Here is a 16,699-nt window from a genome sequence, read left to right as displayed (position 1 = left end):
ATTTTGGCTGTTTTTGTTGCTATTCCTAATAAAAACAGAATTTTTACCCTTATTAATACTCGACCATGAGGAACTTCGAAATATTAGCCTGTAGCGGCTGCTTCAGGCGCTTACATAAAAATTCCTATATTGGAGAAGATAAGAAAAACGAAACCGTAAGGAGAGATACTGATGAGAAAGGAATTGTTATTTGCGTTTGCTGCTTTCTTTTTCATGTCGCTGCACGCCATTGCCGGTAGTTTTGCAGAAGAACAGAATCAACCGAATGTTCTAGTGATCACTACCTATGAAAAGGACATTACGGGAGATAAGGCAAAAGATGAAATCACGCTGTGGGGCAAACCTTATGAACCCGGAGCCCTTTTTTATAAAGAAATCTGGGCGGAAATTCAAGCGGCTGACGGAAAGAACTTCAGAATTGATTATGAAGGGGGCTATGAACCGCAAGTTGTATTTCCTGATTTGAATCATGATGGAGTAAAGGATCTACTGCAATCTTCTGCTACGGGAGGAAGCGGCGGGCTCTATAACTATAGTCTTTATACACTGGCTAATGATCAAAAGGTTGATATAGGCATGCCGCCAGCGCTGTCTATAGACGCCCATTTCGAAAATGATTATAAAGGTGTCATTACTTTTTCAGATACGAATGAATCATTCACCGTAGATCTGAGCGATCGAAAAGAAGATTATGATAGGCTTGGAATTTTCCAGGACGGAAAATTGAATGAACCCACCGAAATGATGGTCATACCTTATGCGATGTTTGAACCTGTCAAAATAAAAGGCAAGGAAGGGGAAGGATTGAGGGGAGTGCAGCGGATCAGCGGTGCTTATCAAGCGGATGCTGTTGGAAACGTTTATTCCTATTGGTACTACCAAAACGATCAATGGAACTTGATTGATATTAAATGGGAAGAGTTATAGAGAGCAAAAGAACCTTTTGTAGGCTTTTATCATACTTTATTGTAAGCAAACACACATCTTGAATGGTGAGGTGGCTTACGATGAGTGAGTTCAATCCAGAAAAGCTATCTGTGACGTATCTTCCGCCGGCTTCGGTTTTCAGCCCTCTTGATGCTAGAAAATATACTTTGACACACTCGGACAATACGGGTCAGCTGTTTCTGAGTATAGGCTGCCATTATGACTTGGATAAGCTGGATGCAAGCATGAGGGATGAGGTACTTGCTGAATGGGTGAGAGTAATGGGGCAGTATACCCTTTCAGGGAAAGTCTATATAAGCAGAGGAGAATTTGATAAGAATCTCTCTAAAGTTCGGTATATGATTTTTCAAAAAGAAATGCCTCTCGCTTTGGCTGCAATCGTGAATGGTGATCAAGGATTTTTCTCTTATTTTCCGTGGCTCCTGGATGCCCCTATTTATATTGCCTTTGAATCTGTACATCCTGATTTTCAAGGAATACAATATTTCGGGACGCCAAGACGCTATATGCTGAAATAAAAGTGAACTGACTGAAGAGGAACTTGCCTCTTCAGTTTTTTAGTGGATTCTTCGTTATAGCTGGAAGGTTTCGGGTCTATTATAATTATTAGAAGAAAAGGATACCAAAACCTGTTGTCTCTTTTTTAAAATACAAGGGAAAAGCAGGTCTTTACTATAGTTTAGGAAGGAACTATGGTGACGGGACACGTAGCATTGTGAATGACACTGTAGCTTACGCTTCCTATTAAAGCGCTTTTGAAGGAGCCGAGACCGCGATTGCCCATAATTATCACAGATGCTTTAATTTCTTGAGCTTCTTTGCAGATTTCGTTGCTGGGATCACCGATTCTCACCCTTTTTGTTATATGAACACCCCCCAGGTTATTCAGATTGAATAAGGTTTTCTGGAATGCCTCCGTACTTAATTCCTCTTGATATTCCTGTACTTGCTGTGTACTTAAAAAGCGCTTAACATTAGGTGTATTAAAAGCAGGTTGTACATTTAACAGCACAATTTCAGCATTTTGGTCTTTAGAAATAGTAAGTGCAAAATTTAAGGCTTTTTTAGAATGATCAGACCCGTCTATCGGCACAAGTAACTTCATTAATTACTCACTTCCTCATTCATTAAGACTTATAATACAGATTATATGAGTGAGTGATGGTGGCGATGATTTCATTTTCAGGAAAAACGAATGTCACTTTACAAAAATTGTCGGTAGCTTCATTGTGTTTCAACCTGTTAGTATAATTAATTATAGTAGAAAATTAATTTAGTTTGATAAAAAGGGTTAAATCATGGTATAAGTGTTAAAGAAGCGAAGAGACAGACATATCTTTGCTTTTTATTATTGTGGACACAACATAGTTGGTCCTGATGTATAGATTATGAGAGGATTGAAATGCTATGAAAGATAATTTTTGGCGTGAATTACCACGGCCTTTTTTCATACTGGCACCTATGGAAGATGTGACGGATGTTGTTTTCCGCCATGTAGTAAGTGAAGCCGCCAGACCTGACGTGTTTTTCACAGAGTTTACAAATTCGGAAAGTTATTGCCATCCCAATGGCCGCCAAAGTGTACGGGGGCGTTTGACTTATACAGAAGATGAACAACCGATTGTGGCGCATATATGGGGAGATAAACCTGAATTTTTCCGCGAGATGAGTATTGGCATGGCCAAAGAGGGTTTCCGCGGGATAGATATCAATATGGGTTGTCCTGTAGCAAATGTAGCCGGGAATGGAAAGGGCTCGGGTCTAATCCGCCGTCCAGAGGTTGCAGCAGAACTGATTCAAGCCGCAAAAGCAGGCGGACTGCCAGTAAGCGTGAAGACCAGGCTTGGCTATACAGAAGTAGATGAATGGCGTGAATGGCTTAAGCACCTATTGGAACAAGATATCGTAAACCTTTCTATTCATCTCCGTACTAAAAAGGAAATGAGTAAAGTCGATGCGCATTGGGAGCTGATTCCGGAAATCAAAAAACTTCGGGATGAAGTAGCACCCGATACTCTTTTGACCATCAATGGAGATATACCTGACCGCCAAAAAGGCTTGGAGCTTGTGGAAAAATACGGTGTCGATGGAGTGATGATCGGCCGTGGAATTTTCAACAATCCATTTGCTTTTGAAAAAGAAAAGAAAGAGCACGACAGCAAGGAACTGCTCGATCTCTTAAGGCTTCACTTAGATCTTTTTGATAAATATTCAACTGAATCTGAACCGCGTTCCTTCAAGCCGCTTCGCAGGTTCTTCAAGATCTATGTCCGCGAATTCAGAGGGGCAAGTGAACTAAGAAATCAGTTGATGGACACTGAGACGACTGATGAAGTACGAGCATTGCTTGATGGCTTTGAAGAAAAAGCCGCGGATAATTGATTTTAGCAGAATTAGGTAAAAGCACTCATCAATTTGGATGAGTGCTTTTATTGTGAAATGGAAATATGACTACTCTATGAAAGTCGGCTCTTCTCATTTACTGTAGGAAAACAGGTTTTATTAAATACTGGATAAAAGACTTATAATTAAATTCACTATGACTCCTGCAAAAACACAGCGAGGTCATATGTACTGCTTAGAAAGTGAGGTTGTCACTCTAGCAGAGCAAATTGAACCATGACAGAGTATATGTACCTATGGTTAGCGTTTTTTCTCTTTACTATATTCTAAAAGCTTTAAATGACTGATAACGCTTATATTTGACATTTGAATCAATAGTGCGAAAAAGGATATAATTAGAAGGCCCTAGGTTGAGAAGCATTTCTGAAGTTGATTCAGAAGGTACTGCCCACTATCTTACAATAGTTATTGAATCCCCACTTAACCCATTCAAAGTCAGCCCTATTACTTATCACCAAAAAAAAGCAACAAAGTTAGGAGTTAATTATTACATATGAAGAGTGCTACAAATGTATTTTATATATCATTAGCCATCATGACAGGTCTTGTTGTGATTGGGGTAATGATGCCTGAATCTTTAGAGAGCGTCACCAGCAGCGCGCAAGGTTTTATTCTGGACAGTTTTGGCTGGTACTACCTTGCGATCGTTACAGTGTTTGTTGGAGTATGTGTGTATTTATTAATGAGTCCTGTTGGCAGGATAAAGCTTGGAAAACAGGATGATATACCAGAGTTTTCAAAACCAACATGGGTTGCCATGCTATTTAGCGCAGGTCTGGGAGTAGGGTTGCTCTTTTATGGTACTTTCGAGCCGATCAGCCACTTTGCCATTAGTTCACCCACAGGGGAAGAAGGCACGAACCAAGGTATAAAGGATGCAATGAGATTTACATTCTTTCACTATGGAATCCACGCCTGGGCCATTTATGGTTCCATCGCCTTAGCTCTTGCGTACTTTACCTTTAGAAAAGGGGAACGCAGCTTGATAAGCAAGACACTGCGCCCGCTGATAGGCAAATATGCAGACGGAACTGCAGGGACTGTCATTGATGTCATCGCGGTTATTGCCACTATATTAGGTGTTGCGACAACATTGGGTTTTGGAGCATCACAAATCAATGGGGGACTTTCATACTTGTTTGGAGTGCCAAACAACATTGTGGTTCAAACAATCATTATTTCTATTGTAACAGTGCTGTTCATCGTATCTGCTTCCACTGGATTAGGTAAAGGAATTAAAATTTTGAGCAACTTGAATATGGGGCTTACGGGTATCCTTTTCCTTTTCGTCTTCATTTTCGGACCGACGCTGTTTATTCTCAATTTATTCATTGACACCCTGGGAACTTACTTTCAAAACTTCCTTAACATGAGCTTTCGTATGGCTCCTCTTAACGAAGATGCCAGGGGATGGATCAATGGATGGACAATCTTCTATTGGGCCTGGTGGATTGCCTGGTCTCCATTTGTAGGCGTTTTTATTGCAAGGGTATCCAAAGGAAGAACAATCCGGGAGTTCATTGTGTACGTTCTGCTCGCTCCATCACTTATCTGTTTCATCTGGTTTACTACGTTCGGAGGGGCAGCTATTACCACCGAGGTGACCGGCTTACTGTCAATCTCTGAATTATTGCCTCAGGAATCTCTCTTCGGATTGTTAGAAAGTTATCCAATCTCTATGGTTTCATCGATTCTAGCCATCGTGATTATCGTGACGTTCTTTGTTACATCAGCCGATTCAGGGACATTTGTGTTAGGAATGATGACAACAAACGGTTCACAAAACCCAAGCAATCCTATTAAGATTGTATGGGGAATTTATCTTTCTGGAACTGCTCTAGTACTGCTTTATACAGGAGGCTTGCAGGCGCTGCAAAATACAATGATCATAGCAGCTCTGCCATTTTCCATCATCTTAGGGCTAATTGTCATCAGTTTGCTGAAAGCATTGCAAAAAGAAGCAAAGGAACTGGGGATTGGGCAGATAAGAATACCTGAGAAGAAAATAAAAAAACCTATTAAAACACCATAATAGAAAGGCCTTGTATTCATAAAGGATACAAGGTCTTTTTCAAGAGTAGCTGTGTTGCTGTTTCACTCCCTCATAACAAAAGGCTGTTTTCCGAAAAAAGGGGGAGGGAGAATATCGCACTCAAAAGCAACAATCATTTTGAAAAGAGCCTTCCAAAAAGGACTGAGGTGAAAATCAGTCCTTTTTAGTATGTTTTTTTACTCTTTCCAATCTTCTCACAAATCTTGACTAAGAGAAAGTATCAAAATTATTAGGATGATCATGAAGGGAAATACCGATACAATTGAAGCTGCCTGCAGTGTCGCAATTTCGCCGAATGCCAGAAATACCGAAGCCGAACTGAAAGGTAGAAACATTGGAAAGCGAGTTAGCGTCTAATAGGAAATATACTACATCGTTAGTTTTCAGAAAATTCTTACGTCAACTCGGATATTCCTGCTATAATGGTAAATAAATACTATTACCGAGATACCCTCATTAATTCTAAGGAGCGTATTCTGATGAAGAAAATCGCCACTTTGGTAAGTGTTATCATTTCTGCTGTGCTTTTATATTTTACCATTGATTCAGCACTTGATGTATATAATGCGAGCTTGAAAATCCCGAATAAGAAGGTACAAGAATCTCCAAATAAACGTCTTGTATTAATAACTCAGGAGCTTGATACGCCTTTTTGGGATCAGGTCAGTTTCGGTGCAGTGAATCAATCTGTTAAAGAGGAAGTTACTCTTGAGATTTGGGGGAGCTATGGGAATGATCAAGAGAATTTCTTAAAGCAAATAGAATTAGCAATCTATTCAAAAGTGGATGGGATTATAGTGCAGGGCCTGGATACTGAAGGATTTAAGGAGTTAGCTAAAGTTAAGGCGGCATCCTTTGGTATCCCTATCATCACAGTAGCAAATGATGTTCCCGCATCGGAGAGCCTTCGAAAAACGTATGTGGGTTCAAATCAGCATCTTGCTGGAGAATTAATCGCAAGGCAGCTCGTCAATGATATGGGTACTTCCGGGGAAGTGATCCTTATGCTCGACAGCAAACAGGAGTATTATCAGGAAGAAAGGTTAAAAGGGATACATAAAACCCTTGGAAGGTACACGCAAATCAAAGTCATTTCTGCTGAAACTGAAGACAGTAGAGAGCAGGGGGGCGCTTTGACAAAGGACTTATTGAACCACTACCCGAATGTGGACGCTTTCGTCGCAGTAAATTCTAATTTTGCAGGAGACATCATTCAAGAGATTGAGAAACGGTCAAAGGTAGAACCATTTTATATCTATTCTTTTGATGATAGCAGTGCATCATTATCTTCCTTGCAGCAGGGTAAGCTTGATGGGGTGGTTGAACAATCACCAAAAGAGATGGGTGAGAGAAGTGTTAAACTCATGGCTCAATGGCTAAAAAACGAGACTCTTCCGCTGGATTTGGAAGGTTATTTAACGGATATTAGAATGATAAAGGCGACCGATATAGAATGACTAGTATACAGAAGAAAATTTGGTTGCTTGCTGTGATTGTAGTTCTGATCATGGCTTCGATTTGGATGTCGCTTACTTTTTATAATCAGAAAATGCAAGATCAATATAATGATATTCTTGAAAGGTACCTGGTACTGAACGAGATCAGGACTTCCAGCCAGAAAACGGTGACAGCATTAAACGATTACCTCCTGCTTCCTTCTCCTGAAAATTTAAATACTGTTAATATTAGTATGCAAGACCTTCAAACGAAGCAGGAAGAAGTTGTTGGTTTTAAAAATATTGAAAATGAGTTTGAGTTAACCAGCTACATTAACTTACTCGCAAGTCTTGTAGAGGTAACAGATCGGGCCCTTGTATTTCATTCGGAAGAAGGCATTGAAAATGCAAGAAGTTCACTGAATGAAGCAACATATATATCTAATTATCTTTCTGAAATGACTCTTTCACTAATTGATTCAGAGCTTAGTACTTATGATCAATTTTACCGGGCGATGATTGATCAATCCGAAAAATTAAATAGGCTTGGAATCTGGTTATTACTGCTGATAACATTTTTACTACTGCTTTATACTTACTGGTTTTCATTAAGAATTACAAAACCACTGGAAAAGCTGACACGGGCTGCAAGTGAATTGTCGAGGGGAAGATTTGATTTAAAAATTGAAGTGGATTCCAAAGATGAAATGGCCTTTTTAGCAAGAATGTTTGAACATATGAGAACTAACATAAATAAGTTGATTATCGAAATCCAACAGAAAGCTCAACTTGAAAAAGAATTGCAGGAGAGTAAACTTCTATTAAAAGAAAGTCAGCTTCATAGTTTACAAAGCCAGATAAACCCTCATTTTTTGTTCAATACGTTGAATACCGTCTCGAAAAAAGCCTATCTGGAAGGATCAGAAGAAACAAGCGACCTCCTGGTTAGCATTGCAGGACTGTTGCGTTATAACCTCAAGCATCTGGATAAGACGATGACACTCTGTGATGAGGTAAACGTGTTAAAGCAATATATGATTATACAAAAAGCGAGATTTACAGACAGACTATCCTTTGAAACAGACATTGAGGAATCGTGTCTGGATATCGCTATTCCTGGTCTGACTCTTCAACCGATTGTTGAAAACGCTATCATGTATGCAGTTGAGCCGTGTGAAGCAGGTGGAAACATCTGGTTCAGCATCAAGGATACTGGGGATCGAGTGATGATTAAAATTGAAGATAATGGCCCGGGTATACATGAAATGAAGATTAATAGAATTTTAAATGAAGAAGTGGAACAAGAGTCAAAGCAAGGGCAAAGCTCAGGAATAGGATTGTATAACGTGGTAAGGCGTTTACGTCTCTTTACAGGTAATAGAGATGTTATCAAGATAGAAGGAAAGGAGGGAATAGGAACGAAGGTAACCATTGAGCTACTAAAAGCGAGAGGAGTTGCGAATGATGTTCAAAGTGCTGGTGGTTGATGATGAACAAATCGAACGTGATGCATTGCAAGTGATTTTAGAAAGGAATTTCTCAAACCTTATAATAGAGCAAGCGGGAAATGGCAGACTGGCTGTTGAGATAGCTGAAGAGTTTCAACCTGATTTAGTGTTAATGGATATTCAGATGCCTGGCCTAAATGGGTTTGAAGCAATCGAGAAAATTAATCGTGACCATCCTTCAATTAAATTTATCATGATTACTGCGTTTGCAACATTTACTTATGCTCAATCTGCCCTAAAGCTTGGAGTAATCGATTATATGGTGAAGCCAACTAAAGTGACGGAAATCGTGGACATCATTGCCAAAGCACTCCATGAGATAGAGGAACATCGCAGGTTAATGGATATCGAGAAGGAAAAACAGGACACTTTACAAAAAGCAATGTCCGTCTTTGAAACAGATGTTGTAACACAGCTGTTGTTTGACCATGTTCATGAAGTTCATTTACACGAGTTGGTCGAGAAGCTGGGTATGCAAATGACAGAAGAAAAATATGTAATGAGTGTAATCCTTCCACCTGATTCGGAAAAGTATTATTCGACAATCAGGGAAAAGGTCAGGAACACTGGGAATGCATGGACGGGAGCTTTATACGGCCGACACTTACCCATTATTGCTTTTAAAAGCAAAGACAAATCCTATCGATCTCAAGCTACTATGTTAGCCAGAACAATCCTTAAATCTGTAAAATCAGCTAAAGATGAGTGGTTTATTGGAATAGGTAATTTGTATCATTCATCGAATAAAATTAAGCAATCTTATCAAGAGTCTTTATCAGCAACATGGGATACATCGCTGCCTGTTAAATTCTGTTTTTTTTCCGATATTCCTATATTTCCTGCCGGCATCAATGACCATATGGCTAAGCAATATGAACAACAATTTTTTGACAATATCCGCCATGGAGAATGGGAAGCAATTCATGCCTTCTTGGAAGACTTAATTGACCGGAATGAAAAACAAGGAACTGGTGTGCTGCTAACACAGCATCTTCTTGTGAATTTTCTTTGGATCGTCTCTCAGGTGATGAGTGAAATGGGAATGGAATTAGTCTCACCTGTCTATCCATTTAAATCGACCGACTATCGCCAATTACGGGCAGAGATAAGTCAGGTCCTGAAAAGGCTAAAGCAGTACGTACAAAAGCATCATGAGAAAATGGAAACAAACACCATTGAACAGATTAAGCAATATATAATTGATCATGCCTATCAGGATATATCATTAGAGGAAATAGGCAAGGTAATCGGCCTGAGCCCGATATACATCAGTAAAATTTTCAAAGAGCAGCTTGGTGTAAATTACATTCATTTCTTAACTGAGTGCCGTATAGAAAAAGCAAAAAAATTGATGAGAGATCCCGAGAAAAGTTTAAAGGAAATCACTTTTGAAATTGGGTATCATGATCCTAACTACTTTAGTAAAGTATTTAAAAAAATGTGTCATGCTTCACCGACCGAATATAGAAAGAAAATCCTAGATAATAAAAAGCTTGTCTAAAAGAAGGAAAGGAAGCGGGATGAATGAAAAGGGTTCTATATATAGCAAGTGGCTGGCTGGTTATAGTACTGTTACTGCATATAGTTTCTTCTTGTGAGCGATATGAATACTCTGCTATAAAGAGTCCTTCTAATAAGATTCCAGCTGAAGTGAAAGAAACAGAAGGGGATGATATTAAAATTGGTTTTTTGATGGGAACTCTCCTTGAAGAACGCTGGCAGAAGGATCGTGATTTATTCAAAGAAGCGGTAGAAGAACTGGGTGCCGATGTGGAGATAATGTCAGCAGATGGAGACGATGCTTTGCAAATATGGCAAGCAGAAACATTAATCAGCCAGGGAGTTGATTTGTTGGTCATCATTCCACAGAATGCTGAATCAGCAGCTGCCATCGTAGAAAAGGCCCATTCAGCAGGAGTTAAGGTATTGTCTTATGACCGGCTGGTAACAAATGCTGAAGTGGATATGTACGTATCTTATGACAATGAAAAGGTTGGAGAGCTGCAAGCCAAAGCCATTACCCAATTAGTACCTAAAGGGAAATATGTCTATATCGGTGGAGCAGAAATTGATAATAACGCTCATTTAATTAAAAAAGGGGCATATTCTGTACTTCAGCCATTAATTGATAAAGAAGATATCACAATTGTATTTGATCAATGGACGAAAGACTGGCTGCCCTCTAATGCCAAAAAAAATATTAATCTCGCCCTTGATGCCAATGATAACCAAATTGATGCTATTATTGCTCCAAATGACACAACGGCTGGCGCAATACTAGAGGTACTTAAGGATCGGGGGCTGATTGGCAGAATTCCTGTATCCGGCCAGGATGCTGACCTTGCAGCGATCCAAAGTATTGTCTCTGGGGAACAGGCCATGACGGTTTATAAGCCTATCCAAGAGTTAACAAAAACTGCGGCAGAGCTTGCTGTCAAGCTTGCAAAGGGAGAAGAGATTAAAAACGAGCTGAAAATAAATAATGGGAGAATCGAAGTACCATCTGTTCTCCTCCCACCGATTTCTGTCAATAAAGATAATTTGGACGAAACCATAATCGCAGATGGGTTTCATACTAAACATGAAGTTTATCAGTTGAAAGATAAGCAGTAAAGGACATGGAATGTAAATTCTGTGTCCTTTTTTGGTTTAATTAAAGTGAAAAATAAAAAGTGAAAGCCCACAGGATGAGCATAAGAAAAAGTAAGGAAATTTAAAAAGTACAGACGAATACTAAAAAAGTGCTATAAGTAAGCGTTTTCATTTAAGTAGGCCCTTGATATATTTAGGTTGTTAGATAAATCAGAAAATTTTGAAAGGGGTTACAAAGATGAAGAAATTATTCCTTGTGTTAACAATTGCTATTATGGCCGTTCTTATTGCAACAGGTTGCAGCAGCAGTACTGGAGGAAGCGGAGAGGTTAAAGTGGGGATCGTCCTGCCTACGAAAGATGAACAAAGATGGGTGCAAGATGAGGAAAGATTCAAAGAGGCAATCAGTGATTCTGACTACTCGGCAGAAATTTTATTTAGCCAGGGCTCTTCTGCAAAAGAGAAAGAAAATGTAGATACCTTGATTAGCAAAGGAATTGATGTATTAATCATTACTCCTGTTGATGGTGATTCAGCTGGAAGTGCAGTTGAAAATGCAAAAAAAGAAGACATCACCGTTATAGCTTATGACCGCTTAATTACCAATACAGACGCAGTTGATTACTATGTAACCTTCGACAGTGTAGCCGTTGGTGAAGCTCAAGCACAATATTTGGTTGATCATTCAGAGGGCTCAGGGGTTCCTTTATACTTATATGCCGGTGCAGCCACAGATAACAATGCCTTCTTGTTCTTTGAAGGTGCTTGGAATGTACTTCAGCCAAAAATCTCAGATGGTACATTTATGATTGCAAACTCCAGCGAAGCAGAAGCCTTGAAAGATAAAGCAGAATTAAGTCGTGAGGAAATGAGTAAGATTGTCAGTCAGCTTACTACTGGATGGGATCCAAACGAAGCCAAAAACAAAGCGGAAACGCACTTAACCGCGGCAGGAGAAGACATGAAAGGTAATGTAGCTATCCTCGGTCCCAATGATGACACGGCACGTGCGATTGCTGATGTATTTTCCGCTGAAAGTGGTGTCACAAGTTATGTCATCTCTGGCCAGGATGCAACTAAAGCCTCCATCCAGTATATCATCGATGATAAGCAGTCCATGACTGTATTTAAGGATGTTCGTACATTAGTAAAAGATGCAATGGATATGGCACTGACAATTCTTGATGGTGATACACCAGAAACAACTGGTTCGTATGATAACGGGACAATTGAAGTACAAGCTAAACAATCAGATGTAATCAGTGTAGATAAAGACAATGTTAAAGCAGAAATCGTTGATAGTGAGTACTATGATGCTAGTGAATTTACCGGGTTAGAATAAAAGAATGATAAGCGGAATAGTGATAGATTCATCTTCTATCACTATTCTATATGTGCTAATTGGTCCTGTTAAGGAGGCATAACATGAGTAATTATATTTTAGAGATGAACCAGATATCAAAAGAGTTTCCCGGTGTAAAGGCATTGTCGAATGTGAACTTTAAAGTGGAAAGAGGAGAAATTCACTGCCTTGTAGGAGAAAATGGAGCCGGTAAATCAACACTGATGAAGGTGCTTAGCGGTGTATATCCTTATGGAATGTATAAGGGGGACATTGTCTTTAATGGACAGGTACAGCGATTTAATAAAATCAGTGACAGCGTCGACGCAGGAATTGCGATCATCTATCAAGAGCTGGCATTGTTTCCGGATCTTACGGTATATGAAAATATTTTTATCAATAATGAAATACAGAACCGCGGTATTCTCGACTGGAATGAAGCGGTTGTACGATCAAAGTTATTACTTGAAAAAGTAAAATTGAAAGTCAACCCTGAGACGTTAATTAAAGAGCTGGGTGTAGGTAAACAACAGCTGATTGAAATAGCAAAAGCATTGAGTAAGGAAGTGAAATTGCTCATTTTAGATGAGCCCACAGCAGCTCTGAATGAAGACGATAGTGAAAATTTACTGAATTTGCTGCGAGTATTAAAAGAACAGGGCATAACCAGCATTATGATTTCTCACAAGTTGAAAGAGGTCATTGCGATTGCCGATAAAGCGACCGTTCTCCGTGATGGAGAAACAATGTGTACTCTTGATGCTTCTAAAGGTGAAATAACTGAAGCGGCTATTATCAAAAATATGGTCGGCCGGGAACTCGGTGATATTTATCCAAAAAGACCAAAGAAGAATTTCGGTGGAAAGGTTATGGAATTAATAGACTGGTCGGCATATGACCCTAAGGCGGGACGTCAAGTAGTTAAAAACATCAACCTTCACGTTAAGCAGGGAGAAATCGTTGGAATTGCCGGATTGATGGGTGCAGGGAGGACTGAGCTTGCACAAAGTGTTTTTGGGAATGCGCAGTATTATAAGCTGCAAGGTGATTTGGTGGTAGATGGAATGCTTGCCAACTATAAGCACACAAAGGATGCTATCAAAGCTGGAATTGCATATGTGACCGAAGATAGAAAGGGTAATGGCTTGTTTTTACTGCAGGACATAAAAAATAATATTTCGGCCGGGAATTTAAATAGTATCTCCTCTAACGGGATTATCAATGATAACGAGGAAATTAAGGTGGCAGAAGAATATAGAAAGTCTTTAGGAATAAAAACACCATCAATACAGCAGCTGACTGGCAATCTCAGCGGAGGTAACCAGCAGAAGGTATCTTTAGGAAAGTGGCTGTTTGTTAACCCGAAACTGCTGATACTGGATGAACCGACCCGCGGAATTGACGTCGGAGCCAAATTTGAAATCTACACAGTTATGAATGAACTGATCAATAAGGGAATGAGCATCATCATGATCTCATCAGAGCTTGGCGAAATACTTGGTATGAGTGATCGTGTATATGTTATGGCAGAGGGGAAGGTCAAGGGTGAAATGTCATCTGATGAAGCAAGTCAGGAAAAGATCATGGAGCTTGCGACGCAATAGGAGGTATTACAAATGAACTTGTTAAAAGAAGCAAAGCAGGTCATTAAACATAATATTCGTGATTATGGTATGTACATCGCTTTATTGATAATCATGGTTACTTTTTCAATTTTAACCGATGGATTATTTATGTCTTCTCGAAATATTAGTAATCTATTGGACTCAGCGGGATACATTGCGGTACTTGCTGTCGGTGTTATGCTAGTCATTGTCATTCGGCACATTGACTTATCTATTGGTTTTTTAGCGGGATTTCTTGGAGCTATTGCCGCAATTTTGCTCTTGAACGGTGTACCTGTCTATATTGTCATTCCGCTTGTCCTGCTTTTAGGTATTCTTGCTGGATCCATTACAGGCTTTTTAGTTGCAAAAGTCGGCATCCCGGCCTTTGTAGCGACGTTGGCTGGCTGGCTTATCTATCGCGGTGCCATTTTACTAGTGACCGAAAAATCCGGTACCGTTAATGTGGACAACGATGCATTTAATGCATTAGGGAATGGATATATTCCTTCAATTGCACAAGTAGGCGGATTGCATTTACTATCACTAATTATTGGCGCCCTCAGCATTTTGCTATATGTCATCAGTGCCATCCATAACCGCAAAAACAAGATCAAATATAACTTTGAAGTGGTTACTAAACCAATGTTTATCATACAGCTGGTTTTTGTCTCTGCGATCATCGGGTATTTCACATGGTTGTTAGCTGGTTACAACGGTATCTCCTGGACGGTTGTCATTATCCTTTTAGTCGTAACTATTTATCACTTTGTTACAACGAAGACAGTAATAGGAAGACATATTTACGCTGTGGGAAGTAACCCTGAGGCTGCACACCTTAGTGGTATCAGTGTAAGTAAAATAACATTTCTGGTATTTGGTTCTATGGGTATGCTTGCAGGACTATCAGGAATTCTCTTTACTGCACGTCTGCAAGCCGCTACAACAACGGCAGGGACTCTTTTTGAACTGGATGCCATCGCAGCGGCATTTGTTGGTGGTGTATCTGCTGCGGGAGGCGTAGGGAAAGTAACTGGTGCCGTTATTGGTGCAATTGTTATGGCCACTCTAACCAACGGAATGAACCTAATGGGCGTCGGTATTGCCCCTCAATACATGATTCGCGGGGGTGTCTTGGCGCTGGCTGTTATTTTCGATGTCATGACCCGCCGACAAAGAGCATAGAGAAATTGGTGAATATTTGATAAGCCGGCCTAATCCTGCAAAGTTTATTGGATTAGCCGGCTTTTTTCAATAATAAATAGACTGTTGTTTCTATATAATAATCAATTGAATACTACATTAAAGGATGTATTTGCAGTTAATAAAAATTGAAACTCTGTACTAAGCTGATAATTATCTTAGACCTTTTCGAATGTATAACTTGATTTGAAGAGGAGAATGTAATACAATACAAAACGTAACAATTACGATTTAATCCAGATCAATACATAAAAAACCGTTACTAACCTAATTAATTTATTACTCAGCTTTATAAGTAATAGTCTTAGTCATCCCCATTCTTCTAGAACATAGAGGAATGGGGATGAAAGATCCACTTTAAATCGTAATGATTTTGTTTTGATGATGCTGAAGGAGAGAGTTGTATGCTGGAAGAGAGAATACCCGTTACAGTTTTAAGTGGTTATTTAGGGTCAGGAAAGACAACTTTATTGAATCATATTTTAGCAAACAAGGAGAATAAGAAAGTCGCCGTTATCGTCAATGATATGAGCGAAGTAAACATTGACGCTTCGATGATTAAGCAAGGGGGATTTGTACGGACTGAAGAAAAAATGGTGGAGCTTCAAAACGGCTGTATATGCTGTACCTTAAGAGAAGATTTAATCATTGAGGTTGAACGATTGGTTAGGAATGGAGACATTGATTATATTGTAATTGAATCAACAGGGATTTCTGAACCCATTCCGGTAGCTCAAACGTTCACCTATCTCGATGAAGTACTTCAAATCAACTTAGCGGAGACTTGCAGATTGGATACAATGGTTACGGTAGTAGATGGAAACAGATTCTGGCATGATTATGCTTCAGGAGAAACATTAATGGAGCGGAGACAGGCAGTAGATGCAGCGGATCAGCGAGAAGTTGTGGATTTGTTAATAGATCAAATAGAATTCGCAGATGTTATTTTGCTGAATAAAACAGATTTAATTGAAGAAGAGGATAGTAATAAATTGACCGGCATACTGAGCAAGTTGAACCCGCATGCTAAAATTTATCAAACTTCACACTCACAACTATCATTAGATAGCGTATTGAATACGCATTTATTTGATTTTGACAGAGCAAGTCAAGGAGCAGGCTGGATAAAAGAATTAAATGAAGAACATATTCCTGAAACAGAAGAATATGGAATCTCATCATTTGTTTATCGAAGCCGCAGACCCTTTCATGCTGAGAGGTGGAAACTTTGGCTGGAAAATTGGCCAATGGACGTAGTAAGAGCTAAAGGCTTTTTCTGGCTGGCGACACGCAATGATATAGCAGGCCTCATTTCCCAAGCGGGACCTTCCATAGTTCTGCAAGGAGCGGGAGAATGGATAGCGTCTAACCCTGAAGAGGAAAGAAATATAGTTTTAGAAGATGAGCCTGAAGTGTTGGAGAAATGGGATCCACAATACGGAGACCGGATGAATGAGATTGTCTTTATTGGATTGGAGATGAACCAAGAGGAAGTAGCCGAATCATTAGAGTCTTGTTTATTAACAGAGGAAGAAATGAAGAGAGATTGGACTCGGTTCAAGGATGAATTACCTGCTTTTTTGTTGTAGCAGCACTTGATTACGCCAGGA

The 16,699-nt window shown here is 39.5% G+C and carries 13 protein-coding genes; 12 read left to right on the top strand and 1 reads right to left on the bottom strand.

Annotated elements, in window-relative coordinates; all coding sequences use genetic code 11:
• The first annotated feature begins 171 nt into the window (after positions 1 to 171).
• Both FZC79_RS12270 and FZC79_RS12265 read left to right on the top strand, forming a co-directional pair.
• On the top strand, positions 172 to 927 hold the full coding sequence (locus tag FZC79_RS12270; RefSeq protein ID WP_148947082.1) for a hypothetical protein: 756 nt from the start codon (positions 172 to 174) through the stop codon (positions 925 to 927).
• An 80-nt stretch (positions 928 to 1,007) separates the two neighbouring features.
• On the top strand, positions 1,008 to 1,466 hold the full coding sequence (locus FZC79_RS12265) for a staygreen family protein (protein ID WP_148947081.1): 459 nt from the start codon (positions 1,008 to 1,010) through the stop codon (positions 1,464 to 1,466).
• A gap of 161 nt (positions 1,467 to 1,627) precedes the next feature.
• Here the strand turns inward: FZC79_RS12265 and FZC79_RS12260 are convergent, their stop codons facing one another.
• Positions 1,628 to 2,053 (bottom strand): universal stress protein, encoded by a 426-nt coding sequence (locus tag FZC79_RS12260; RefSeq protein WP_148947080.1) that lies wholly within the window; start codon positions 2,051 to 2,053, stop codon positions 1,628 to 1,630.
• 302 nt (positions 2,054 to 2,355) lie between these two features.
• Here FZC79_RS12260 and FZC79_RS12255 point away from each other — a divergent pair, with 302 nt between their 5' ends.
• The 10 genes from FZC79_RS12255 to FZC79_RS12210 all read left to right on the top strand — a co-directional run bounded on the left by FZC79_RS12255 (position 2,356) and on the right by FZC79_RS12210 (position 16,678).
• The gene (locus FZC79_RS12255) at positions 2,356 to 3,330 is read left to right on the top strand and encodes a tRNA dihydrouridine synthase (RefSeq protein ID WP_148947079.1); all 975 of its coding nucleotides are present in this window, start codon (positions 2,356 to 2,358) and stop codon (positions 3,328 to 3,330) included.
• A 514-nt stretch (positions 3,331 to 3,844) separates the two neighbouring features.
• Positions 3,845 to 5,383, top strand: a complete 1,539-nt coding sequence (locus tag FZC79_RS12250; RefSeq protein WP_148947078.1) for a BCCT family transporter — start codon at positions 3,845 to 3,847, stop codon at positions 5,381 to 5,383.
• Between the two features lie 500 nt (positions 5,384 to 5,883).
• The gene (locus FZC79_RS12245) at positions 5,884 to 6,861 is read left to right on the top strand and encodes a sugar ABC transporter substrate-binding protein (RefSeq protein ID WP_148947077.1); all 978 of its coding nucleotides are present in this window, start codon (positions 5,884 to 5,886) and stop codon (positions 6,859 to 6,861) included.
• A complete protein-coding gene (locus tag FZC79_RS12240) occupies positions 6,858 to 8,327 on the top strand; it encodes a sensor histidine kinase (protein WP_148947076.1) in 1,470 nt (489 codons plus the stop codon). Before FZC79_RS12245 ends, FZC79_RS12240 begins: the two co-directional genes overlap by 4 nt.
• On the top strand, positions 8,302 to 9,849 hold the full coding sequence (locus FZC79_RS12235; protein ID WP_316246777.1) for a response regulator: 1,548 nt from the start codon (positions 8,302 to 8,304) through the stop codon (positions 9,847 to 9,849). Before FZC79_RS12240 ends, FZC79_RS12235 begins: the two co-directional genes overlap by 26 nt.
• A 23-nt stretch (positions 9,850 to 9,872) precedes the next feature.
• Positions 9,873 to 10,961 (top strand): sugar ABC transporter substrate-binding protein, encoded by a 1,089-nt coding sequence (locus tag FZC79_RS12230; RefSeq protein ID WP_148947074.1) that lies wholly within the window; start codon positions 9,873 to 9,875, stop codon positions 10,959 to 10,961.
• Positions 10,962 to 11,178: 217 nt separating this feature from the next.
• Positions 11,179 to 12,282, top strand: a complete 1,104-nt coding sequence (locus FZC79_RS12225) for a sugar ABC transporter substrate-binding protein (protein ID WP_148947073.1) — start codon at positions 11,179 to 11,181, stop codon at positions 12,280 to 12,282.
• A gap of 83 nt (positions 12,283 to 12,365) precedes the next feature.
• Positions 12,366 to 13,886 carry a sugar ABC transporter ATP-binding protein gene (locus FZC79_RS12220; RefSeq protein ID WP_148947072.1) on the top strand — a complete coding sequence of 507 codons (1,521 nt, stop codon included), beginning with the start codon at positions 12,366 to 12,368 and terminating at the stop codon, positions 13,884 to 13,886.
• A gap of 12 nt (positions 13,887 to 13,898) precedes the next feature.
• Positions 13,899 to 15,071 carry a sugar ABC transporter permease gene (locus FZC79_RS12215; RefSeq protein WP_148947071.1) on the top strand — a complete coding sequence of 391 codons (1,173 nt, stop codon included), beginning with the start codon at positions 13,899 to 13,901 and terminating at the stop codon, positions 15,069 to 15,071.
• Between the two features lie 425 nt (positions 15,072 to 15,496).
• Positions 15,497 to 16,678, top strand: coding sequence for a GTP-binding protein (locus tag FZC79_RS12210; protein ID WP_148947096.1), 1,182 nt, complete (start codon positions 15,497 to 15,499; stop codon positions 16,676 to 16,678).
• The last annotated feature ends 21 nt before the right edge of the window (positions 16,679 to 16,699 follow it).

It is taken from the genome of Rossellomorea vietnamensis (assembly GCF_008180615.1).
GTDB lineage: Bacteria > Bacillota > Bacilli > Bacillales > Bacillaceae_B > Rossellomorea > Rossellomorea vietnamensis_D.
This window is presented reverse-complemented; position numbering and strand designations above follow the sequence as displayed.